General features: G+C 66.2%; 20 protein-coding genes. 14 read left to right on the top strand and 6 right to left on the bottom strand.

Going from position 1 to position 21,195, the window contains the following annotated elements; translation table 11 throughout:
- Nucleotides 1-11: 11 nt before the first annotated feature.
- Complete coding sequence (locus AC1Q7H_RS26370) at nucleotides 12-3,590, bottom strand: indolepyruvate ferredoxin oxidoreductase family protein (RefSeq protein ID WP_492378908.1); 3,579 nt, start codon at nucleotides 3,588-3,590, stop codon at nucleotides 12-14.
- Nucleotides 3,591-3,711: 121 nt separating this feature from the next.
- Between AC1Q7H_RS26370 and AC1Q7H_RS26365 the strand changes: the two genes are divergently transcribed.
- Both AC1Q7H_RS26365 and AC1Q7H_RS26360 read left to right on the top strand, forming a co-directional pair.
- Nucleotides 3,712-4,647 (top strand): LysR substrate-binding domain-containing protein, encoded by a 936-nt coding sequence (locus AC1Q7H_RS26365; protein ID WP_013953585.1) that lies wholly within the window; start codon nucleotides 3,712-3,714, stop codon nucleotides 4,645-4,647.
- Nucleotides 4,648-4,843: 196 nt separating this feature from the next.
- Complete coding sequence (locus AC1Q7H_RS26360) at nucleotides 4,844-5,338, top strand: polyhydroxyalkanoate granule-associated phasin (RefSeq protein ID WP_238553102.1); 495 nt, start codon at nucleotides 4,844-4,846, stop codon at nucleotides 5,336-5,338.
- 132 nt (nucleotides 5,339-5,470) lie between these two features.
- On the opposite strand, the gene AC1Q7H_RS26355 is transcribed toward AC1Q7H_RS26360, so the two are convergent.
- The gene (locus tag AC1Q7H_RS26355; RefSeq protein ID WP_013953587.1) at nucleotides 5,471-5,773 is read right to left on the bottom strand and encodes a DUF1330 domain-containing protein; all 303 of its coding nucleotides are present in this window, start codon (nucleotides 5,771-5,773) and stop codon (nucleotides 5,471-5,473) included.
- Between the two features lie 206 nt (nucleotides 5,774-5,979).
- Between AC1Q7H_RS26355 and AC1Q7H_RS26350 the strand changes: the two genes are divergently transcribed.
- Nucleotides 5,980-6,930 (top strand): Bug family tripartite tricarboxylate transporter substrate binding protein, encoded by a 951-nt coding sequence (locus AC1Q7H_RS26350; RefSeq protein ID WP_249221338.1) that lies wholly within the window; start codon nucleotides 5,980-5,982, stop codon nucleotides 6,928-6,930.
- A 29-nt stretch (nucleotides 6,931-6,959) separates the two neighbouring features.
- Here AC1Q7H_RS26350 and AC1Q7H_RS26345 read toward each other — a convergent pair whose 3' ends face one another.
- Nucleotides 6,960-7,934: a LysR family transcriptional regulator gene (locus tag AC1Q7H_RS26345; protein WP_211981988.1), complete on the bottom strand. Its 975-nt coding sequence runs from the start codon at nucleotides 7,932-7,934 to the stop codon at nucleotides 6,960-6,962.
- 89 nt (nucleotides 7,935-8,023) lie between these two features.
- Here AC1Q7H_RS26345 and AC1Q7H_RS26340 point away from each other — a divergent pair, with 89 nt between their 5' ends.
- From AC1Q7H_RS26340 to AC1Q7H_RS26330, 3 genes are read left to right on the top strand one after another with little or no spacing between them, the layout of a single operon-like run.
- Complete coding sequence (locus tag AC1Q7H_RS26340; protein ID WP_013953590.1) at nucleotides 8,024-9,253, top strand: CaiB/BaiF CoA transferase family protein; 1,230 nt, start codon at nucleotides 8,024-8,026, stop codon at nucleotides 9,251-9,253.
- Nucleotides 9,250-10,260 carry an NADPH:quinone oxidoreductase family protein gene (locus AC1Q7H_RS26335; protein ID WP_211981990.1) on the top strand — a complete coding sequence of 337 codons (1,011 nt, stop codon included), beginning with the start codon at nucleotides 9,250-9,252 and terminating at the stop codon, nucleotides 10,258-10,260. Before AC1Q7H_RS26340 ends, AC1Q7H_RS26335 begins: the two co-directional genes overlap by 4 nt.
- Before the next feature lie 53 nt (nucleotides 10,261-10,313).
- Entirely contained in the window at nucleotides 10,314-11,261 is a 948-nt protein-coding gene (locus tag AC1Q7H_RS26330) for a tripartite tricarboxylate transporter substrate binding protein (RefSeq protein ID WP_249221339.1), read from the top strand.
- An 80-nt stretch (nucleotides 11,262-11,341) separates the two neighbouring features.
- On the opposite strand, the gene AC1Q7H_RS26325 is transcribed toward AC1Q7H_RS26330, so the two are convergent.
- Both AC1Q7H_RS26325 and AC1Q7H_RS26320 read right to left on the bottom strand, forming a co-directional pair.
- Nucleotides 11,342-11,752 carry a type II toxin-antitoxin system VapC family toxin gene (locus AC1Q7H_RS26325; protein ID WP_211981994.1) on the bottom strand — a complete coding sequence of 137 codons (411 nt, stop codon included), beginning with the start codon at nucleotides 11,750-11,752 and terminating at the stop codon, nucleotides 11,342-11,344.
- Nucleotides 11,749-12,000 (bottom strand): antitoxin, encoded by a 252-nt coding sequence (locus AC1Q7H_RS26320; RefSeq protein ID WP_041228698.1) that lies wholly within the window; start codon nucleotides 11,998-12,000, stop codon nucleotides 11,749-11,751. Before AC1Q7H_RS26320 ends, AC1Q7H_RS26325 begins: the two co-directional genes overlap by 4 nt.
- A gap of 358 nt (nucleotides 12,001-12,358) precedes the next feature.
- Here AC1Q7H_RS26320 and AC1Q7H_RS26315 point away from each other — a divergent pair, with 358 nt between their 5' ends.
- The 8 genes from AC1Q7H_RS26315 (at nucleotide 12,359) to AC1Q7H_RS26280 (ending at nucleotide 20,533) form a co-directional block, all read left to right on the top strand.
- Entirely contained in the window at nucleotides 12,359-13,534 is a 1,176-nt protein-coding gene (locus AC1Q7H_RS26315; protein ID WP_013953595.1) for a branched-chain amino acid ABC transporter substrate-binding protein, read from the top strand.
- An 82-nt stretch (nucleotides 13,535-13,616) separates the two neighbouring features.
- Nucleotides 13,617-14,546 carry a branched-chain amino acid ABC transporter permease gene (locus AC1Q7H_RS26310; protein ID WP_013953596.1) on the top strand — a complete coding sequence of 310 codons (930 nt, stop codon included), beginning with the start codon at nucleotides 13,617-13,619 and terminating at the stop codon, nucleotides 14,544-14,546.
- Nucleotides 14,533-15,744: a branched-chain amino acid ABC transporter permease gene (locus AC1Q7H_RS26305; RefSeq protein ID WP_492378907.1), complete on the top strand. Its 1,212-nt coding sequence runs from the start codon at nucleotides 14,533-14,535 to the stop codon at nucleotides 15,742-15,744. Before AC1Q7H_RS26310 ends, AC1Q7H_RS26305 begins: the two co-directional genes overlap by 14 nt.
- Nucleotides 15,741-16,523 carry an ABC transporter ATP-binding protein gene (locus AC1Q7H_RS26300; protein ID WP_013953598.1) on the top strand — a complete coding sequence of 261 codons (783 nt, stop codon included), beginning with the start codon at nucleotides 15,741-15,743 and terminating at the stop codon, nucleotides 16,521-16,523. Before AC1Q7H_RS26305 ends, AC1Q7H_RS26300 begins: the two co-directional genes overlap by 4 nt.
- Complete coding sequence (locus AC1Q7H_RS26295; RefSeq protein WP_211981997.1) at nucleotides 16,520-17,233, top strand: ABC transporter ATP-binding protein; 714 nt, start codon at nucleotides 16,520-16,522, stop codon at nucleotides 17,231-17,233. The genes AC1Q7H_RS26300 and AC1Q7H_RS26295 overlap by 4 nt, the downstream gene beginning before the upstream one ends.
- A gap of 15 nt (nucleotides 17,234-17,248) precedes the next feature.
- The gene (locus AC1Q7H_RS26290; RefSeq protein WP_211981999.1) at nucleotides 17,249-18,553 is read left to right on the top strand and encodes an amidase; all 1,305 of its coding nucleotides are present in this window, start codon (nucleotides 17,249-17,251) and stop codon (nucleotides 18,551-18,553) included.
- A 15-nt stretch (nucleotides 18,554-18,568) separates the two neighbouring features.
- Nucleotides 18,569-19,885 (top strand): M20 family metallo-hydrolase, encoded by a 1,317-nt coding sequence (locus tag AC1Q7H_RS26285; protein WP_211982001.1) that lies wholly within the window; start codon nucleotides 18,569-18,571, stop codon nucleotides 19,883-19,885.
- Between the two features lie 57 nt (nucleotides 19,886-19,942).
- Entirely contained in the window at nucleotides 19,943-20,533 is a 591-nt protein-coding gene (locus AC1Q7H_RS26280; protein ID WP_013953602.1) for a helix-turn-helix domain-containing protein, read from the top strand.
- A gap of 95 nt (nucleotides 20,534-20,628) precedes the next feature.
- On the opposite strand, the gene AC1Q7H_RS26275 is transcribed toward AC1Q7H_RS26280, so the two are convergent.
- The gene (locus tag AC1Q7H_RS26275) at nucleotides 20,629-20,940 is read right to left on the bottom strand and encodes a hypothetical protein (protein ID WP_080569604.1); all 312 of its coding nucleotides are present in this window, start codon (nucleotides 20,938-20,940) and stop codon (nucleotides 20,629-20,631) included.
- Between the last annotated feature and the right edge of the window lie 255 nt (nucleotides 20,941-21,195).

Raw genomic sequence — 21,195 nt, 5'->3', positions numbered from 1 at the left:
CCGCCCGCCTCTCAAGCCGCAGCCCGCCGGGCCGCGCAGCGATACTGCGCCAGCAACGCCTCCCGCCGTACTGCCGCCGCATCCATGCTGGCCTCCTTCACGTGGCCGTAGCCGCGGATATCCTCAGGCAACGCGGCAAGCGCCAGCGCGGCGTCGACGTTGTCCGCGCTCAGGGACGCTGCGAACTCGTCGACCATGGCCAGATAGTCGTTGACCAGCGCCCGCTCGGCGCGGCGCTCGGCAGTCTTGCCAAACACATCGAACGCCGTGCCACGCAAAACCTTCAGGCGCGCCAGCAAGCGGAATGCCGTCATCGTGCGCGGACCGAAGCGGCGCTTGACCGGGCGGCCCTTGCCGTCACCCTTGTCGCTCTTGGCCAGCAACGGGGGCGCTAGCCAGAAGTTGAGCTGGTAGTCGCGGCCGGGCTCCCCTTCGAACTGGGCGCGCAGCTTGTCCAGGAAGGCGGGATCGGCGTAGAGGCGCGCCACCTCGTACTCGTCCTTGTAGGCCATCAGCTTGGCCAGGTTGCGCGCCACGGCCTCGGTCAGCGGCAGCTTGCGCTCGATGCCCAGTTGCTGCTCCGCTGCGCGGATGCGCTCGACGGCCTCGCGGTAGCGGGCAGCGTATGCGGTGTTCTGGTAATCGGCCAGCATCGTCTCGCGCTTGCGGATCAGGGTGTCGAGCGTCTGCGGGATTGCCACGACCTGTGCGGCCGGGGCCGCCGGAGCACCCGGCAAGAGCGCCTTTACCGCCGCCTCGCCATGGTGCGCGAGATACCGTCCCCATTCGAATGCCAGCCGGTTCTTGTCGATCGACACCCCATTGAGTTCGATCGCGCGCAGCAGGCTTTCACGCTGCAGCGGGATCCAGCCCTTCTGCCAGGCAAAGCCGAGCAGCAGCGGGTTGGAGTAGATGGCGTCGGCCAGCAGGGTCACCGCCCATGCGCTGGCGTCGAAGAACGCGCAGGCATCGCCCACGCTGGCGCGCAGGTCCTGCTCGGCGCTGGCGCCGGGGAACTTCCACTTCGGGTTCTTGATGAATTCCGCGGTGGGCGTGTTGGCGCTGTTGACCACGGCGGCGGTCAATCCGTGCCGGATCTTCGACAGCACCTCGGCCGAGGCCGAGACAATGGCGTCGCCCCCGATCACCAGGCGCGCCTCGCCCGTCGCGATACGCGTCGCATGCAGGTCGTCCGGGCCCGGTGCGATCTGCACGTGGCTGATCACCGCCCCGCCCTTCTGTGCCAGGCCAGCCATGTCCAGCACGGTCACGCCCTTGCGTTCAAGGTGCGATGCCATGCCCAGCAGGCCGCCGATAGTGACCACGCCGGTGCCGCCCACGCCGGTGACCAGCACGCCGTACGGCCGCTCCAGGGCTGGCAGCCGCGGCAGCGGCAGCGCTTCGAAGTCGGCGCCGGTGCCCTTGCCACCCGCTGCCGCCGGCTTGCGCACCTGCGCCCCCTCGGCGGTGACAAAGCTAGGGCAGAAGCCGTTGACGCAGGAGAAATCCTTGTTGCACGACGACTGGTTGATCTTGCGCTTGGTCCCGAGTTCGGTCTCCAGTGGCTCCACAGACAGGCAGTTGGACTTGGCCGAGCAATCGCCGCAGCCCTCGCAGACCGCATCGTTGATAAAGGCGCGCTTGGCCGGGTCAGGATAGGTGCCGCGCTTGCGGCGGCGGCGCTTCTCGGTCGCGCAGGTCTGGTCGTAGATCAGGATGGTGACGCCCGCGGTATCGCGCAGCTCAACCTGGACGGCGTCGAGCTGGTCGCGGTGGAACACGGTCACGCCGGACGGCAGCATGTTACCGTCGCCATACTTCTGCGGCTCGTCGGTGACGACGACCAGCTTCTTCGCGCCCTCGGCCAGCACCTGGTGCGCAATCTGCGGCACCGTCAGCACGCCGTCGATGGGCTGCCCGCCGGTCATTGCCACGGCGTCATTGAACAGGATCTTGTAGGTGATATTGGCCTTTGCCGCGATCGATGCGCGGATGGCCAGCAGCCCCGAGTGGAAATACGTGCCGTCGCCCAGGTTGGCAAACACGTGCTTGTCACCGGTGAAATGCATCTGGCCGGTCCAGGCCACGCCCTCGCCGCCCATCTGGCTGAAGGTGTCGGTATTGCGGTCCATCCACAGCGTCATGTAGTGGCACCCGATGCCGGCCAGCGCACGCGAGCCTTCCGGCACGCGCGTGGACGTATTGTGCGGGCACCCTGAGCAGAACCAGGGCTTGCGCTCCAGCGCGATGCGCGGCTGCGCGGCCTCGCGCTCCTTGGCCTCGATCAGCGCCACGCGCGCTGCAATGCGTGCGCGCACCGCTTCCGGCAGGTCAAGGCGTTCCAGCCGGCGGGCGATGGCCTTGGCGATCAGCGCCGGCGACAATTCATAGTGCGCCGGCAGCAGCCAGTTGCCACGCGGCACCGACCACTCGCCGCCATCGTTGCCACGCTGGTCGAACTTGCCAAAGACCTTGGGCCGCACATCCTCGCGCCAGTTGTACAGCTCTTCCTTGAGCGCGTATTCGAGGATCTGGCGCTTTTCTTCCACCACCAGGATCTCTTCCAGGCCGGTGGCGAACTCACGGGCGCCGTGCGCCTCCAGCGGCCACACGCAACCCACCTTGTAGACGCGGATGCCGATGCGGGCGCAGGTGTCGTCGTCCAGGCCCAGGTCTGCGAGCGCCTGGCGCACGTCAAGATATGCCTTGCCGGCGGTCATGATGCCGAAGCGCGCGTTCGGCGAATCGAGCACGACGCGATTGAGCCGGTTGGCCCGCACATAGGCCAGCGCCGCATACCACTTGTGGTCAAGCAGCCGCGCTTCCTGCTCCAGCGGGGAATCGGGCCAGCGGATATTGAGGCCGCCCTGCGGCACGACAAAGTCCTCCGGCAACGCGATCTGCACGCGCTCGGGATCGATCTCGACCGAGGCGGTCGACTCCACCACATCGGTGACGCACTTCATTGCCACCCACAGGCCGGAATAGCGGCTCATGGCCCAGCCATGCAGGCCGTAGTCGAGGTACTCCTGCACATTGGCGGGGTACAGCACCGGGATGCCGGCAGCCTGCAGCACGTGTTCCGACTGGTGCGCCACGGTGGAGGACTTGGCGGCATGGTCGTCGCCGGCCAGCAGCAGCACGCCGCCATGGCGCGACGAGCCGGCCGAATTGGCGTGCTTGAGCACGTCGATGGACCGGTCCACGCCCGGCCCCTTGCCATACCACATCGAGAACACGCCGTCGCGCGTGGCGCCGGGGAACAGGTTGACCTGCTGGCTGCCCCAGACGGCGGTCGCGGCAAGGTCTTCGTTGACGCCGGGCTGGAACACCACGTCGCTGGCCGCCAGGTGCTGCTTGGCCTTCCACAGCGCCTGGTCCACGCCGCCCAGCGGCGAGCCGCGATAGCCCGAGATAAACCCGGCGGTGTTGAGGCCGGCGGCGCGGTCGCGCGCCTTCTGCAGCATGGGCAGGCGGACCAGGGCCTGCACGCCGCTCATGTAGACGCGGCCCTGCTCCAGGGTGTACTTGTCGTCCAGGCTGGCGCTGGCCAGGGCTTCGAGCAAGGCGGGGTTCAGCGGGGCATTCACGATTCTCAGTCTCCGTGCTTGTTCTCTTGTATCCGGAGCAGTTTAGAAATCCGTGCCGTCATCGTAAAATCATGAATTCCAACACCTGATATCTGCAGAACGGATACCTCGGAGACCCCCCATGTTCAAGGTGCGCGAAGGCTCGGAAAGACTGGCCAAGGAAGTCACGCTGAGGCAGTTCCGCTATTTCGTCGCGGCCGCGGAGACCGGGCAATTCTCGATGGCCGCGACCGCCGAGCATGTCTCGCAGTCGGCCATCACCAATGCTGTGCTGGCGCTTGAGCAGCGCCTGGCCGTACGCCTGTTCGATCGCCGGCCCCACGGTGTGACGCTGACGGCAGAAGGCCACCTATTCTTCCAGCACGCCCGCCAGATCCTGGATTCGGTCGAGGATGCGCTGCGCGAGCCGCGCTTCCAGGTGCACGGGTTGCAGGGCAGCGTGCGCCTGGCCGCCTCCTACACGGTGCTGGGCTACTTCCTGCCGGGGCTGCTGGCGCGCTTTCGCACCAACTATCCGGACATCGAACTGGATCTGCTCGACATGGACCGGCCGGATATCGAGCGAGCCGTGCTGGCGGGGGAGATTGAGCTGGGCATTGCGCTGCTGTCGAACCTGGAGCGGCCCCAGCGCTTCCAGCGTCATACGCTGATGCGTTCCCGGCGCCAGCTGTGGACCTCGTCCAGCCATCCGCTGCTGGCCGTGGAGCGGCCTTCGCTGCGCGATATTGCGGCCTATCCGTATATCCTCATCACCGTGGACGAGGCCGAGGAATCCACCCTGCGTTACTGGCGCAGCCACCGGCTCGCACCCAAGGTCGCATTCCGGACCGGCTCGATGGAGGCCCTGCGCGGGCTGGTGGCGCATGGCTTCGGCGTCACCGTGCTGTCCGACATGGTGTATCGCCCGTGGTCACTGGAGGGAAAGCAGATCGAGGCCCGGCCGATTGCCAATGCGGTGCCGGACATGGAGGTCGGCATGCTGTGGCAGCCCGGGCGCAAGCTGGGCAAGCCGGCGGATGCGCTGAGGGAGTTCCTGATTCACGCTTGCGGGAGCTGAGGCGCCGAGTCCTGCGGTGTCGTGTCGTGCCCAACCCAGCGCAGAAAACCAAAAGAATTGGTGCAATGCAACATAAATGCACCTATGCTTGGAGGCATGCCGGCCGGACACGCCTTCAAAAAGCGATCCAGACGCCGCTCGCCTCCCAAGAATTTGCCAGGTGTCCGTTTTCATCGGATGCCGAAGGAAAACCCGCGTGCCCTCCTCCGTTATTCCGCAGCCTGTCCTCGACGCTTCTGCAACAAACTCCTCCCGCCTCTTCAGTGAAATGTGCGAACTGCTCCAGGCGGCAATACATGTCGTCAGCATTCGCACCACGCGCATGGCGATCGCCGGTCCGGCGCCTGACGAGCAGGACCAGCGCGAATTCAGCCTGATGAGCATTGAGAAGGGAGAGGCCGCATCGGAATCGTTGCTTGCGATGGGTTCGGGATGGATCAACCTGACCATGACCCTCGCAAAGGACACCAGCGACCATCTCTGGGCGACATCCGCGGCCGCGGCCACGCTGGCATGCAGTCGTTCCACCGCGCAATGGTTCGAACGCCAGGCCGACCTTCTGCAATTGGCCGCCGGGTTCCCCGGCAACCCGCTGAAGCTGGCAGACCTGGCGACAAACCTGATGCAGGAAATCCTCGCGCCGATCCACGGCCGTGCGATGGCAAATGCGAAGCGCCTGGGCGCAGCGTGAAGGGCGCCAGGCCCGCGGTTGCATCGCCACGGACCGAATCAGACAGCACCCGCACGCAGCCGCGCGAACAGGAAACCGCTGACCAGGCCGACCCGGTCGGAGCCAGACGCCGGCAACGCTTGCGCCGATTTTCTAGACGGTGACGGCCGCGACCCCTTCCAGCGCGATAATCCTTGTTGTCGCACACCTTTCCCGAATCGCCTTGAGGCGGGCGTACTCTGGCGAGTCATACCAGGCCATCAAGGCATCCATGTCCGGGAACTCGACGATGACGAGACGATGCGGCTGCCAGTCTCCTTCGAGAACTTTGGTTGGACCGCCACGGCCCAGATACTTCCCACCATACCGCACCTCGGTAGCAGGTACGTCTCGTTTGTACTCTTCAAAAACGGCGGGGTCCGTGACGTCAACGTCGGCAATCAGGTATGCAGCCATGACACGCTCCTATCTGCGCTAGTTCCCCGCTTGATTGTAGTTGCCACAATTGCCAGTGCAGGCCGCCTGCTCGACGCCGCGCCGGTAAAATGCAGGTCGCCGGCATTCATTCGCGAGCACGGCATGGACTGGTTCTCGTAGCATTCACCAGCCCATACAAACTACACGGACGGAGACATGCCTTGAACATAAAGAGCCGATTCACCCTGGGCCTGTTGGCGACGGTAAGCGTTATCGCGGCTACACCAGCTTGCGCACAAGAGCAATGGCCGAGCAAGACAATCCGCTTTGTCGTGCCCTTTGCCGCCGGCGGCGCCAATGACCTGATGGCGCGCGCCGCGGCCGAGGGCGCCACCAAGGCGCTGGGCCAGACCGTGCTGATCGAGAACCGGCCCGGCGCGGGCGGCACCGTGGGCGCCGACATCGTGGCCAAGAGCGCGCCGGATGGCTACACCTTCCTGATCAGCGCAGCCGGCGTCATCTCGAACGGCATGATCAAGAAGTCCATGCCGTTCAAGGATGACGCGCTGGTCCCCGTCGCCATGATCGGCCTTGCGCCCTCGGTCATCGTGGTGCCGAAGAACGCGCCCTACAAGGATCTGCGCGACTTTGTCGAGGCGTCAAAGAAGGGGAGCGGTTTCAACTTCGCGACCGCGGGAACCGGCAGCACCCCGCACTTCGTGGCGGAGATCCTGAATGTGAAGTACGGCGCGAAACTGCAGCCGGTGCCCTACAAGAGCGGGTCGGAAAGCACTACGGCAGTGCTGGGCGGCCAGGTGGAAGGAACCTCAGAGGCCAGCATCATCGCCCTTCCGCATATCCTGCACGACGGCAAGTTCAAGCCGCTGGCCACCACCTGGACGCAACGCTTCTCGGCCTACCCGCAGCTTCCCACCGCCGTGGAGCAAGGTTTCCCGGAGCTGCAGATCGCGCATTGGGCCGGCGTCCATGCACCCAAGGGGACGCCCGATGCGATCCTGGACAAGGTGGCCGCCGCGGTGGACAAGGCCATGAAGGACCCGGCCGCCGCCGCCAAGCTGAAGGCCGTGGGCATCGAGCCGGTCGGCGGCACGCGTGCGGACTTCGTGAAGTTTGTCGATGCGGAGCGCAAGCGGCTGGGCGAGATCGTCAGGGCTGCCAGGATGCAGGAGAAGTAATCGCTGCGCCCGCCATGCCGCATCAACGGTCAAGACGCTGGGGCGGCGTTGCTTTCATTGGCCGATGCCGCAGGCAGGTTGCGGCGCCCCCAGTTCTCTGCCTGCCGCTCCAGATGCAGGCGGATAAAGTCCATCAGCGTTCGCGTTGCCAGCGTCGGATAGCGGTTTGGCGCGGTCAGCATGTAGACGCTGTCGCCCACGCCTTCGGCTTCGCACTCGGCCAGCGCCTCGCGCATTTGTCCGGACTGCAGTTGCCGCCAGACCGCATAGCGCGGCAGCAGTGCCACGCCCAGCCCGCCCATCACCGACTCGAACAGGAACGGATAGTCGCCTGACTGGATCCGGGGCGACACGCGCAACGTCATCGGCGTACCCGCCAGCCATACCTTCAGCGTAAAGCGGCGCCCTAGCGATGCCGGGGCAATCATGTCGCAGCGCTCCAGGTCGGCCACGGTCCGGATCGGACCGTGACTGTCCAGGAACGATGCCGACGCGCACAGGCACCAGCCGACATCGCAGATGCGCCGCGCCACGTGGTCATCCGGCGGCTGCGAGGTGATCTTCAGCGCCACGTCGACCTCGGCCGGGATCAGGTCGCCAATGTTGTCGTTGATGACGACGCGCAGCGAAATCTGCGGGTAGTTGCGCGCGAATTCCAGCAGCAATGGCGTCAGGTAGAGATGACCCAGTCCCGTGGGCAGGCGGATACGCACGTCGCCGCGCACCACCTGGCCAAGGCTGTCGATCGAGGTATTGGCCGACTGCAGTTCGTCCAGCATGCGCAACCCATGCGCGTACAGCAACTGACCCGCTTCGGTCAGTTCGACATGGCGCGTGGTGCGGCGCATCAATTGAGCGCCCAGGTGCTGCTCCAGCAATTTCAGGCGGCGCGATACGTTGGAGCGGGTCATGCCGCTGCGCTCGGCGGCGGCGGTCAGCGTGCGCGACTCGACCATGGTGACGAAGAGCCGCACCAGGTTGAGATCGAAATTATTGTCAATCATGAGTCAACACCGTAGGCACAAATCGAGGGATTGTCCTGGCAGGAAGCCAACCCTAGCATAAACCTCCTGCTTATCCACCTTCAAATCCCATGTCCGCACTGCCCGCTTCCGACCTGTCCGACACCGACCTGCCCTTCACCGGCCTGCGCGTGCTGGACATCAGCCAGGGCATTGCCGGCCCGTACTGCGCGCACATCCTGTGGCAGCAAGGCGCGGAAATCGTCAAGGTCGAGCCGCCCGCGGGCGACTGGGGCCGCAAGGTCGGGGTCGTGCGCGGCGATACCAGCGCGCTGACGATTGCCTATAACGCCGGCAAGCGCAGCGTCTGCATCGACGCCACCACCGACGCCGGCAAGGAAGTGCTGCTCGGCCTTGCGCTGCAAGCGGACATCGTTGTGCAGAACTTCCGCCCTCAAGTGGCGGAACGGCTGGGCGTGGGCTATGCGGCACTGGCCGCACAACGGCCCGCGCTGGTCTATGTGTCGATCAGCGGCTATGGCCCGGATGGTCCCTATGCCGACTATCCGGCGTCGGACTCGGTGATGCAGGCCGACTCCGGGCTGATGTTCGCCAACCGTGCCGCCGACGGTGGCGCGCGCCGCATCGGCATGCTGCTGGCCGACGCCGCCACCGGCCTCTATGCCGCCCAGGCCTGCGCCGCGGCGCTGTGCCGGCGCTTTCGCAGCGGGCGCGGCGGCCATGTCGAGCTGAACCTGTTCGATGCGTGTTGTGCGCTGCAGGCCAACAACCTGCTCGAGCACGCGATCGGTGGCCCGACGGCCGCCGGGCCGGTGAGCGCGCCCAATGGCGTCTATGCCAGCAGCGACGGCAGCGTGACGCTGCTGGCGCTGAACAACGCGCAGTTCGCCAAGCTATGCCATGCGCTGGACCGCACCGACTGGCTGGAAGACCCGCGCTTTGCCGACAATGCCGCGCGCATGGCCCACGCCGGGCTGCTGAACCAGCAGGTGGCCGGGCAGATCGCCACGCGCACGACCGCGCAATGGCAAGACATCCTCAGCCGGCATGACGTGCTGCATGCCCCGGTGCGCAGCTATGACGACGTGCTGGCGCACCCGCAGGCCGCACACCGGCAGACCTTCCAGACGATCGCGCAGCCGGGGCTCGGACCGCTGCCCTTCGCCGGCATCCCGGCGCGCGACATGCGCCGGCCAGCCGGCCCGGCGCCGGCCAACGGCGAACATACCGTGCAGGTCCTGCGCGAGGCCGGCTTCGGCCAGCAGGCCATCGACGCATGGCTGCAGCAGGGTGTGGTGCGACAGGCGACGGCCCCGGCGGCCAAGGCAGGTGTGCAATGAAGGCGCTTGTCTGCAAGCAGTTCGGCGGCGTGCAGGACTTGGCGCTGCAGACCATTCCGGAACCGGCGCTGGCCGACCCGCATGCGGTCACGATTGCCGTCGAGTACGCCAGCGTCAGCCATGCCACCGGCCTGATGATCGCCGGCCAGTACCAGCGGCGCCCCCCGTTGCCCTTCGTGCCCGGCACCGAAGCGGTCGGCCGCGTGGTGGCCTGCGGTGACGCGGTCACGCGGCTGCGTTCCGGCGACCGGGTGGTGGCGATCGCGGACTGGGGCTGCTTTGCCGAGCAGGTCACCGTGCCCGAGTACACCGTCTACCGCGTCCCGGACGCGCTGCCGCCAAAGGCTGCGCTGCCGATCCCGATTTCCTATGGCACGGCGTATTGCGGGCTGGTGTGGCGCTGTGCGCTGCGCTCAGGCGACACGGTGCTGGTGCTTGGCGCCGGGGCCGGTGTCGGCCTGGCCGCCGTGGAGATTGCGCGCCAGCTCGGCGCCACGGTCATCGCCTGCGCCAGCACCGAGGCCAAGCGAGCCGACGCGCTGCGGCGCGGCGCCACGCACGCGCTGGCCCCGGCGGACCTGGCGGCATCGGTCAAGGCGCTGACGGACGGCCGTGGCGCGGACGTGGTGGTGGACCCGGTCGGCGGCGACCTGTTCAACCAGGCGCTGCGCGCGGCGGCGGCGAACGCACGCATCCTCAGCATCGGCTTTGCCAGCGGCACCATCCCGCAGGCCCCGGTCAACCTGCTGCTGGTCAAGAACCTCACGCTGCACGGGTTCTTCTTTGGCCGCTACATCGGCTGGACGCCCGCCAACGAGCGAGCCGAGCATGCGGAGGCGCTGCAGGAGGTCATGGCGACGCTGTTCGATTGGGCCGCGCAGGGCAAGCTGGAGCCGACCGTATCCGCGGTCTATCCGATCACCGGCCTGGGCGACGCCTTGGCCGCGCTGGAATCCCGCCAGGTGGTGGGCAAGGTAGCGATAAAAATCAAGGAGACAGAGACGTGAACACCCGATACCAGAAACGACTTCCTGCGTGGCCGCGGCTGCGCGCCGCACTGATGCTGGCGGTAGCTGCGGCCGCGTTGCCGGCTGCCGCCGTCGCGCAGGACTTCCCGCTGCATCCCGTGCGCATGGTGCTGCCCTACCCCGCCGGCGGACCGACCGACCTGCTCGCTCGCGTGGTCGCAGTCAAGATGGGCGAGAGCCTGGGCCAGAGCGTGGTGGTCGACAACAAACCCGGCGCCAGTGGCATGATCGGCGCCGAAGCCGTGGCGCGCGCGCCCGCCGACGGCTACACCATCCTGGCCAATGCCTCGCTGCATGTAATCAACCCCAGCATCCAGCCGAAGATGCGCTATGACTCATTCAAGGACTTCGTGCCCGTCACGCAGCTGGCCGACGTGCCGTTGGTGCTGGTGGTCAACAACGCATCGCCGGTAAAGACCGTGCAGGACCTGATCGCCTACGCAAATAGTCAGGGCGGTGCGCTCAACTTCGGCTCGGCTGGCAATGCCTCGGCCCAGCACCTGGCCGGCGAATCGTTCAAGCTGGCAGCAAAGGTGCCGATGCAGCATGTGCCGTACAAGGGCAGCGCGCCGGCGCTGACGGACCTGATGGGAGGCCAGATCCAGCTGATGTTTGATTCCATGCCGTCGGCGATGCCCTTCATCAAGTCCGGCAAGCTGCGTGCCGTTGCCGTGACCACCGCGCGCCGCGCGAGCGCGCTGCCAAACGTGCCCACCGTCGCCGAGTCCGGCCTGCCCGGCTTCGACATCAGCACCTGGTACGGCCTGTGGGCGCCGCGCGGCACGCCGGCCCCGGTCGTGGAAAAGCTGGCCGCGCATGCGGCCAGCGCGCTGAAGCGGCCCGATGTGCGGCAACAATACGCCGACATGGGCGCCGAGCCGGTCGGCTCTTCACCCGGCGACTTTGCCCGCTACAACGCTTCCGAAGGCAGGAAATGGGCGGAAATCGTGCGGCGCTCGGGGGCGAAGGCAGACCAGTAGCGCACTGCGGTTGCGGCAGGACTGGCCGATGCCGGGTGTCGGCCAGACGCGCAGTTGGCCAATCTTTCAGATTGCCGCGATCAGTTTCCGGTCGGAACCGACCAGTCCTCCACCACCAGGCCAGGAACGCGCCGGAACGCCTGGTCATTGGTCACCAGCACCGCACCAGTCTCCAGCGCGTGCGCGGCAATCAGCAAGTCCAGTGCCCCCATTGGCTGTCCTTGGGATTCCAGCGCAGCGCGGGTCTCACCATAGCCGACCATTACTGAAGGGGTCCAGGGCAACACCTCGACCCTGCGCAGCAGTTCGTCGACTGCGCGCGCGAGGCGCGCTGCACCGGGGCGTTTGGCCAGCCCGTACATCAGTTCCGCGCCGGTGATGGCTGACAGGCACAGCGCCGCCATCGGCGCGGCCGTCACGCGTGCCACGACTGCCGGATGTGCCCGCAGCAGGTGGCTCACGATATTGGTGTCGAGCATGTAGCGCGTCATTCGAGGCCCGCCAGCGGATCCCTGGCTTGTTCGCCCTGCGCGCGGCCGGCCAGGAAGTCTGCCGGCACGGCGCTGTCCTTGATGGCTGCCAGGAAGCCGTCCCAACTCTCCGGCCGGCGCGACAGGATCACGTCGCCGGTGGACGGGTCGCGGCGTATATATACCTCGCGCTCGGCGAAGCGGAATTCCTGCGGCAGCCGTACCGCCTGGCTGCGGCCAGTGGTGAAAATTTTGGCAGTGGTGCTCACGATGTTTCCTATGATAGCTATCAAAAGATATACCATAGGTCGATAGATATCAAGATACTTATCTGTGCCTCGCATCCGGGAGTCGTTTAGCACCGCAAACGTGCGCCCAATGCGCGCAAGTTGAGCATCGGACCCACGGATCCGCTCCTCATTTCCCCCACACCCCCATTCCAGCTACGGGTTATTGCTCGTTGAAGGGTGGCATGTCTGTTGCATAGCATTCAAGTAACTTGAATTTGGTGCAGGCGGCTTTCAAGAAGCCGCCCCGGGTATCCGCAGGCGGCCCGCATCGGTTCGGGTCCGTGACGCCGGGCCAGTGGCCCGTCCAATTTGTCCATGCAACCCAGGGGGAAAGAGAGTGCGCAAGAAACACACTGCAGTAGCCGCCGCCATGGCAGCCGCAGCGACCGCAATGGTCCTGACGGCAGCACCGGCGCAGGCCAAGGATGTCGTCAAGATTGCCTTTGTCGGTCCGCTGACCGGTGGCGTGTCGTCGATCGGCCTGGGCGGACGTAATTCCGCGGACCTGGCCGTGCGCTTGCGCAATGCGGACCCGAAGGCCAGGTACACCTATGAACTGGTGGTGCAGGACGACGAATGCCGGCCGAACGTCGGCGTGCAGGTGGCGACCAAGATCGCGGCGGACAAGTCCATTGTTGCCGGCGTGACGCACTTCTGCTCTGCCGTGGCCATGGGTACAGTGGGCGTCTACAACCGCTTCGGCATGCCCGCCGTCGTGTGGGGCGCCGTGCTGCCCGAGGTCACCTACGGCAACAAGTTCAAGGAGATCCATCGCGTCAACGGCACGATGATCAACCAGAGCGAAGTGGCAGCCAAATTCATGACCGGGCTGGGCTACAAGAAGTGGGCGATCATCCATGACACCACCGACTACGGCAAGGGCCACAACAAGTATTTCAGCGAGTTCCTTAAGAAGGATGGCGGCACCATCGTAGGCACGTTCGGCGTGACAGCCGATCAGCAGGACTTCACCACGGAGCTGACCAAGATCCGCGAACTGAAGCCCGACGTGGTGTATTTCGGCGGCCTCACGCCGCTGGGCGTGCGCATCCGCACGCAGATGGACAAGCTCGGCATCAAGGCCCAGTTCGAAGGCACGTCGGGCATCAAGTCCGATGCCTATATCGAAGGCGTGGGCAAGCCGCTGTCGGAGGGTTCGCTGGCGTTCATCGAAGGCGCGCCGGTAGAGAAGCTGGCGGGCGGCCAGTTCTTCATGGAACGCTACACGCAGCAGAAATACGGTGAACCGCCCGAAGCGTACGGCCCGTTTGCGTTCGCCGCGGCCAACCTGATCATGGACGCCGTGGAAAAGGTGGGCCCGGACCGCAAGAAGGTGCGTGATGTGCTGAACGGCACCAGGGACGTGAACACCATCATCGGCAAGGTCACCTTCGACGACCACGGCCAGAACGTGGTGCCGCTGATCACCAAGTATGTGGTGGAAGACGGCAAGTGGGTGATCTGGGAAGACAGCACCTACGGCAAGGGCAAGAAGAAGCTGACCGGCCTGTAAGCATGGCGGCCGGGTTCGGGGCGCTCCTGCCCCCCCGCCCGGCCCCGCGCCCGCCTGGGCATCCGGAATTCGGAGGATACCGATGAGTGTATTAGGGCAGTACGTCTTTAACGGGCTGATGCTCGGGATGATCTACGCCATGGTGGCGGTCGGGTTCACGCTGTTCTTCGGCGTGCTCGACGTGATCAAGTTTTCTCATGGCGATGTGCTGATGGTGGGCGCGTTTGCCGGGCTGGCGGCATCAGCCGGCGTGGTGGCGATGCACGTGGATTCCCCGTGGCTGCAGCTGCTGGCCATCGTGGTGTGCGCGGTGACGGTGACCGGCCTGCTGGGCGCCGGCATCGCCCGCGTCCTGATCCTGCCGCTGCGCCGTGCGCCACCGCTGAACACGCTGCTGGCCACGCTGATGCTGGGCACAGTGCTGCGTGAGGCGGTCCGGCTGTTCTACCCGGACGGCTCGAACCCGAAGCCGTTTCCCGCGCTGCTGCCCGCTGGCGAGTTCACCATCGGCGCGCTCTCCATCCGCGCGGACAACCTGATCCTGCTGGCCGCCGGCGTAGCCATCATCCTCGGCGTGCATCTGCTGATCACCCGCACGCGCTTTGGCATGGCCATTCGTGCCGTGGCCCAGGATGGCGAAACGGCCCGGCTGATGGGCATCAACTTCGAGGTAGTGGTACTGGTCACGTTTGCGCTGGGGTCCGCCATGGCGGCACTGGCGGGCGTGATGAACGGCCTCTACTACAACGAGATCAACTTCAACGTCGGGCTGCTGCTGGGAGTGATCGGCTTTGCCGCTGCCATCCTGGGCGGGCTCGGCAATATCTACGGCGCCATCCTCGGCGGCTTCCTGTTTGCGGCGCTGCAGGTACTGGGCAGTGCCATGCTGCCGGCCCTGGTGCCAGACATCCCGAGCGCCTACAAGGACGTATTCGCCTTTGCCGTGGTCATCGTGCTGATGGCCTGGAAGCCGACCGGACTCATCGCGGAGAAAGCCAGTGAACGTGTCTGACAACGTCTCGAAGCCGCTGCCTGCGGTCCCCGGCGCAACGACCGACGGCTCGCAACGCCGCCCGGCCATGGTGCTGGCCATCGCGGCCATCGCCATGGTGGCCTATCTCTACTGCTTCCTGCATGCGGAATCGCAGCTGGCAGTGGCCGTGCTGCTGGCACTGGCCGGGGCCGCGGTGTTTGCGGCGGGTCGGCTGGGCCTGACGCAGGCCGTGGAGCAGGCGACAGTGCGGCGACCGGGCCAGTCCAGGCTATGGGCGCTGGCCGGCACGCTGGCGCTGATCGCGCTGTTCCACGAGAGCCATTTCGTCCTGTTGATGCTGTGTGCGGTGCTGCTTTACACCACCGCCTGCCTGGGGTTGACCGTCCAGTTCGGGTTTTCCGGCGTGTCCAACTTCGCGGGCGCGGCGTTCTTTGGCATCGGCGCCTACACCACGGCCGTGCTGGCCACGCACACGGGCATTCCTCACGTGCTGGTGATCGTGCTGTCTGGCGTGGCAGCGGCCGTGATCGGCTCGGTGCTGGTTGCACCCGTGCTGCGCACGCGCGGCCACTATGCGGCGCTGGTGACCATCGCGTTCGGCATCCTGTTCAAGACCTTCCTTGAGGTCAACGACGTGCTGGGCGGGCCGCAGGGCCTGCAGGTGCCCGGGATGACGCTGTTCGGCTTCGCGTTCAATGAGGGCGTGACACTGTTCGGCGTGGACGTGTCGTTCTACGCCAGCTATGCGCTGCTGAGCCTGCTGATCTGCGCAGGCACGTTTGCCGTAGTCAAGGCGCTGGAACGCTCGTGGGTAGGCCTGGCGATGGACGTGGTGCGCACCGACGAGACCGCCGCCGCCGCGTTCGGCCTGCACATCGCCCGCTGGAAGGTGATTGCGTTCATGCTCGGCAACTTCTTTGCCGGCATCGCGGGCAGTGTCTACGGTATGGTCACTGCGTTCGTGGCGCCCAACAACTTCACCTTCGCCGACTCGCTGCTGATGCTGTCGATCGTGATCCTGGGCGGCCTTGGCAACGTGGTGGGCCTGGTGCCAGCGGCGATCATCGTGCTGGTGCTGCCCGAAAAGCTGCAATTCATCCAGGAATACCGCTTCCTGTTCTACGCGGCGCTGGTGATCGCCATCCTGCTGTTCCGCCCGGACGGCCTGATGCCGCGCAAGACCCGCCTGTTCTTTCCCCGGGAGGATGCGCAATGAGCGACGCGATGATCCAGGTGCGCGACCTGACCATGCGCTTTGGCGGCCTGACCGCGCTGGACAAACTCCAGCTCGATATCCGCCGTGGCGAGATCCTGGGCCTGCTCGGCCCCAACGGCTCCGGCAAGACCACGTTCTTCAACGTGCTGACGGGGCTATACAAGGCCAGCGCCGGAACTATCACTTATGACAGCGACAACGTCATCGGCAAGACGCCACAGCAGATCTATCGCAGCGGCGTGGCGCGGACGTTCCAGCGTTCGCGGCTGTCGCTGCCGCTGACGGTGTTCGACAACATCGTGATCGGCGATTACCAGAACATGCAGCACGGGCTGGTCTTCAACCTGTTCCGGCGCAAGGCGTTCCGCGCCGAGTACGAGCGCTACGTGGAGTCGGTGCGCGAGCTGCTGGGCATCTTCAGCCCGCCGCTGGTGGCGCGGCTGTTCGAGCCGGTGGAAACGTTCACGATGATCGACCGCCGCCGCATCGAGGTCTGCCGGGCCCTGATGAGCCGCCCTCGGCTGCTGCTGCTCGACGAGCCTTCGGCTGGCATGACGCATGACGAGACCCACGAGCTGATGGACGACATCCTGCAGGTGCGCGGCAAGCTGCAGGACCTGTCGGTGGTGCTGATCGAGCACGAGATGAACGTGATCGAGCGAATCACCGACCGCTGCATCGTGCTGAACTACGGCAAGAAGATTGCCGAGGGAACCTACGCCGAGATTACCGCCGATCCCGACGTGCAGACCGCCTATCTGGGGGAGGAAGCCGCATGAGCGACAGCACACTGCGCGTGGAAGGGCTGACCACGGGCTATGACAAGGTCAACGTCCTGCACGATGTCTCGATCGAGGTGCCGCCGGGCAAGATCACATGCATCCTTGGCGCCAACGGCGCCGGCAAGAGCACGCTGATCCGTTCGATCCTGGGCCTGACACCGCCGCGCCAGGGACGCATCCTGTGGGACGGCACGGACATCGCGGGCGAGAAGACCCACAACATCATCGCACGCGGCATCTCCTGCATTCCCGAAGGCCGCAAGGTGTTCCCGCGCATGACGGTGGCTGAAAACCTTGCGCTGGGCGCCTTCCTTGAGGCGGACCCGGCCAAAGTGCGCGAGCGCATCGAGCGCGTGTACACGATCTTCCCCCGGCTGCGCGAGCGCGCGGGCCAGCTCGCCGGCACCATGTCCGGCGGCGAACAGGCGATGGTGTCGATCGGGCGCGGACTGATGGCGCAGCCGCGGCTGCTGGTCATCGACGAGCCGTCGCTGGGCCTGTCGCCGCTCTACGTGAAGGAGAACTTCAAGGTCATCCAGCAGATCAACGAACTGGGCATGACTGTGCTGCTGGTGGAACAGAACGCGCGCCAGACGCTAGCCATCTCACACCAGGGCTATGTGCTGACCCAGGGCCGTGTCGTGGCCCAGGGCACCGCGCAGGCGCTGCGCGAGAACGATGAGGTTCGCGCAGCCTATTTCGGCTGATCCGGAGAACATGCGATGGACGATTTCCTCGATCTTCCGGTCCGCACCCTGGCGGCGATGGTGTCCCGGCGCGAACTGAGCGCCGAAGCGGTGGTCCGTGCGGCGCTGGCCCGCATTGCAGCGCAAGACGCAGGCATTCTGGCCTGGCAGCACGTGGGTGGCGACACCGCCGTGGCGCATGCGCGGCGGCTAGATGCCGGCGGCGCGTCAGGCGCCTTGCCGGGCGTCCCGCTTGGCGTCAAGGACCTGATGGATACGGCCGACATGCCGACCACTTATGGTTCGCCGATATACGCCGGACATCGGCCGGGCGTGGATGCGGCGGCGGTAGCACTGGCCCGGTCGGCGGGCACGGTCGTGGTCGGCAAGACCGTCACCACCGAATTCGCCACGTTTCAGCCTGGGCCGACCCGCAACCCGCGCGCGCCGGCGGACAGGCCCCGCACCCCCGGCGGCTCCTCGAGCGGATCGGCCGCCGCCGTCGCCGCAGGCATGGTGCCGCTGGCCTTCGGCACACAGACCGCGGGATCGATCATCCGGCCGGCCGCCTATTGCGGCGTGGTGGGCTACAAGCCCACGCATGGCACGCTGCCGCTGGCCGGTATCAAGCCGCTGGCACCGAGCCTGGATACGGTGGGGGTGCTGGCCCGCCGCGTGGACGACGCGGCCTTCTTCATCGGCACCTTGGCGCGCGATGCCGCGGTAGCGGATGCGTCGACGGTACGCCACGCGCCGCTGCGCATCGGCATTTGCCGCACGCCGCATTGGGAACGCGCCAGTGCCGATACCCAAGCTGCGCTGGACACCGCGATCCGTGCGCTCGAACGCATCGGTGGCACGGTGCGCGACTTCAACCTGCCGCAGGCTTGCGACGGGCTGACTGAAGCCCAACTGGACATCATGGCATTCGAGGCACTCGCCGCATTCGCGCCGGAAGCACGCGAGCACGCAGAAGGCTTTAGCGCGGCTTTCGCGCGCCAACTCAAAGCGGGCCGCGCCGTCACCGGCCAGCGCTTCCATGTCGCGCTGGCCCACGCGGAAGCAGCCCGCACGGCGTTCAGTATGGCGATGGCCGAATTCGACGTCGTACTGGCCCCGAGCGCCGAAGGCGAAGCGCCTGCTGGCCTTGGCGCCACCGGCGATCCGATTTTCTGCCGCATGTGGTCGCTGCTGGGCACCCCATGCGTCCATGTGCCGACGGGGACCGGCGCCACCGGCATGCCGGTTGGCGTGACCGTGACGGGGCCGCGCCATGCCGATGCCCGCGTGCTCGGCATGGCTCATCGTCTTGAGCAGGCGCTCGGCGCCAGCCTTGCCTGATATCTGGAGACCAAATTGACCGTATCGAACCCGCCCACCCTCGCCAACGCACAAACCATTGCCGAACGCGCGCAGGATCATGTGGGCGCCGAGCGCCTGGCCGCATCGCTGGCAGCCCTGGCCCGGTTTGGCCTGCGCCACGACGGCGGCGTTTCCCGCGAAACGCTGACCGCAATCGACCTGGCCGCCCGGCGCCACCTGATCGACCAGGCACGCGCGCTGGGCTGCACAGTCGGCATCGACGATTGCGGCAACCTGTTTTTCCGCCGCCCCGGCCGCGAAGACCTGCCGCCGGTGCTGACCGGCAGCCACGCCGATACGCAGCCGGTGGGCGGCAAGTACGACGGCGCGTACGGCGTGCTGGCCGGCCTGGAAGTAATTGCCGCGCTCAACGCGGCCGGCATTGAGACATTGCGCCCCGTCGAGGTTGTGTCCTGGACCAACGAGGAAGGCAGCCGCTTCGGTCCCGGCGCGATGGGGTCGAGCGCCTTCGTCGAACCCGCGCGGCTGGCAGGCTATCGCGACGTGACTGATGCGGCCGGTATTCGGTTCGGCGAGGCGCTCGATGCCGCGCTGGCGGAAAGCCATGACGTGCCCAGGGTGCCGATGGCGCGGCCCATGGCGGCATGCGTCGAACTGCACATCGAACAGGGGCCGGTGCTGGAAGGCGCAAATGTGCCGCTGGGCGTGGTCACCGGCATCCAGGCGGTACGCTGGTTCCGCGTGGAATGCACGGGTACGATGGCCCATGCCGGCACCACGCCGATGGCGGTGCGACACGATGCGATGGCCGCGGCCGTGGCCATTGCGCAAGACCTGTACACGCTGGCGCCGCGCCATGCGGCCGCCCCCGGTACTCCCGAACTGCGCCTGACGCTGGGCCGCTGGAGCGTGGCGCCGAACTCGGTCAACACCATTCCCGGCCACGTCACGTTCACGGTCGATATGCGCTGCCTGGACGACGCCGCGCTTGATCGCGCCGAAGCGGCATTGCGCGCGGCGTGTGTCAGGCACGCACATGCGCCCGAAGCGGTCACGGTCACGCGCTTCTTCCATCGCGAGCCGACGCATTTCCCCGAGGCCATGCTGGGCACCATCGAGCGCGCCTGCTCGCGTGCCAGCGGCAACGCCGGCCGGGCGCTGCCGATGCGGCTGACCTCCGGCGCGTTCCACGACGCCATGTACCTGGCCGACCATTGCCCCACGGCGATGATCTTCGTGCCAAGCAAAGGGGGCATCAGCCACAATGCCGCCGAAGATACGGAAGGCGCCGATCTGTTCCTTGGAGCCCAGGCACTGGCTTACACTGTCGCCGAACTGGCCAGCCGCTGAACACATCGACGTACGGCGCCTGGCGGCCGATCCAAGTCCAACCCATTCCGAGCCTGCATGGCAAAGACCGAGCGCCCCACACCTGAAACGGCCGACAGCAAGTCGGCCACCCTGACGCTTGGCGTCAAGCTGCGCCACGCCCGGCTGGTGGCCGGCTACACGCTGCTACAGCTCGCCGGGAAGGCGGGGTGCTCGGAAAGCCTGATTTCAAAGATTGAGCGCGGGCTGGCCACCCCGTCGTTTACCACGCTGCACCGGCTGGCCGTAGCGCTGGACACCAATATCGGCGCGCTGACCAGCGACGAGGAGCCAAACCAGTCGCCGATCCTGCGGCATGGTGAACGCCCGGTGATCCGGGCCGGCGGCGTGGCGCTCGAACGCGTGGTGCTGCCCAAGCGTGGCGGCCTGCTGCAGGCCAACATCCACATCGTCTGGCCCGGCGAGGCCAGCGACGGGCAGATCGAGCACCAGGGCGAGGAAGTGGGCTACGTGCTCGAAGGACAGCTCGAACTGATGCTCGGCGACGACGTCTACCTGATCGGCCCGGGCGATGCCTTCACGTTCGCCAGCCAGGTGCCGCATGGCTACCGCAATGTGGGCGACGTCGTGGCCAGGGTGCTGTGGGTGAATTCGCCGGCCACCTTCTGAGACGGGCGGACGAAAAGCGGGCTTCCGCAGGGAAGCCCGCGCCTTGGGGTCAGGCCCGCAGGAAGGCAGACTTAGCGTAGAACCCGTCTTCAGTCCTAGTCGTCATCGTGCCAACGGCGCCACTCGCGATGGCGCTCTCTCCACTCGCGTTCCCTCCACCGCCGTTCACGCCACTGTTGTTCACGCCATTCGCGTGCTTGCCAATCGTCGTAGTAACCAGGCGCCACTACCACCGGGCGCGGAGCCACGTAAACTGGGGCCGGCTCGTAGTACACCGGGGGTGGAGGCGCTGCAACTACGACACCTGGAATACCGATGCCAATTCCGACGTCTACCCTTGCCTGGGCGGTGCCTGACGCAAGCACGGATGCGGCTGCAATTGCACAAACTGCCAAGATCTTCTGCATGATGCTGTTCCGTCGAATGTTGCCAATACCTTAGGGGGTTCTCGCCATGTTTGGTATGAGCAGAACCTAAAGCTGGTTACCTCGTGTAACGGCGACAGCTTGTGACAGTTGACCACGGCGCTTGAGAGTCTTGTAAGGCTTTGTATCCACGCCTTCGTGGGCTGACGCTTCATTGACGTCCTCCCCGTCCTCAGCCTTCGGCTGCCGCCTTACGGCGGAAAGGACGAGGATTCCTACGGCGCTACGTGATGCTCT

It is taken from the genome of Cupriavidus sp. GW823-FHT06D04 (assembly GCF_058795055.1).
The sequence above is the reverse complement of the archived record's forward strand: the minus strand, read 5'-3'. Positions and strand labels throughout refer to the sequence as shown.

Excerpts from the sequence above, each read along its gene's own strand:
- AC1Q7H_RS26365 (WP_013953585.1), top strand. The coding sequence starts at position 3,712 with ATGTTCAAGGTGCGCGAAGGCTCGGAAAGACTGGCCAAGGAAGTCACG.
- AC1Q7H_RS26355 (WP_013953587.1), bottom strand. The coding sequence starts at position 5,773 with ATGGCTGCATACCTGATTGCCGACGTTGACGTCACGGACCCCGCCGTT.
- AC1Q7H_RS26345 (WP_211981988.1), bottom strand. The coding sequence starts at position 7,934 with ATGATTGACAATAATTTCGATCTCAACCTGGTGCGGCTCTTCGTCACC.
- AC1Q7H_RS26340 (WP_013953590.1), top strand. The coding sequence starts at position 8,024 with ATGTCCGCACTGCCCGCTTCCGACCTGTCCGACACCGACCTGCCCTTC.
- AC1Q7H_RS26335 (WP_211981990.1), top strand. The coding sequence starts at position 9,250 with ATGAAGGCGCTTGTCTGCAAGCAGTTCGGCGGCGTGCAGGACTTGGCG.
- AC1Q7H_RS26330 (WP_249221339.1), top strand. The coding sequence starts at position 10,314 with ATGCTGGCGGTAGCTGCGGCCGCGTTGCCGGCTGCCGCCGTCGCGCAG.
- AC1Q7H_RS26325 (WP_211981994.1), bottom strand. The coding sequence starts at position 11,752 with ATGACGCGCTACATGCTCGACACCAATATCGTGAGCCACCTGCTGCGG.
- AC1Q7H_RS26310 (WP_013953596.1), top strand. The coding sequence starts at position 13,617 with ATGAGTGTATTAGGGCAGTACGTCTTTAACGGGCTGATGCTCGGGATG.
- AC1Q7H_RS26300 (WP_013953598.1), top strand. The coding sequence starts at position 15,741 with ATGAGCGACGCGATGATCCAGGTGCGCGACCTGACCATGCGCTTTGGC.
- AC1Q7H_RS26295 (WP_211981997.1), top strand. The coding sequence starts at position 16,520 with ATGAGCGACAGCACACTGCGCGTGGAAGGGCTGACCACGGGCTATGAC.
- AC1Q7H_RS26290 (WP_211981999.1), top strand. The coding sequence starts at position 17,249 with ATGGACGATTTCCTCGATCTTCCGGTCCGCACCCTGGCGGCGATGGTG.
- AC1Q7H_RS26280 (WP_013953602.1), top strand. The coding sequence starts at position 19,943 with ATGGCAAAGACCGAGCGCCCCACACCTGAAACGGCCGACAGCAAGTCG.
- AC1Q7H_RS26275 (WP_080569604.1), bottom strand. The coding sequence starts at position 20,940 with ATGCAGAAGATCTTGGCAGTTTGTGCAATTGCAGCCGCATCCGTGCTT.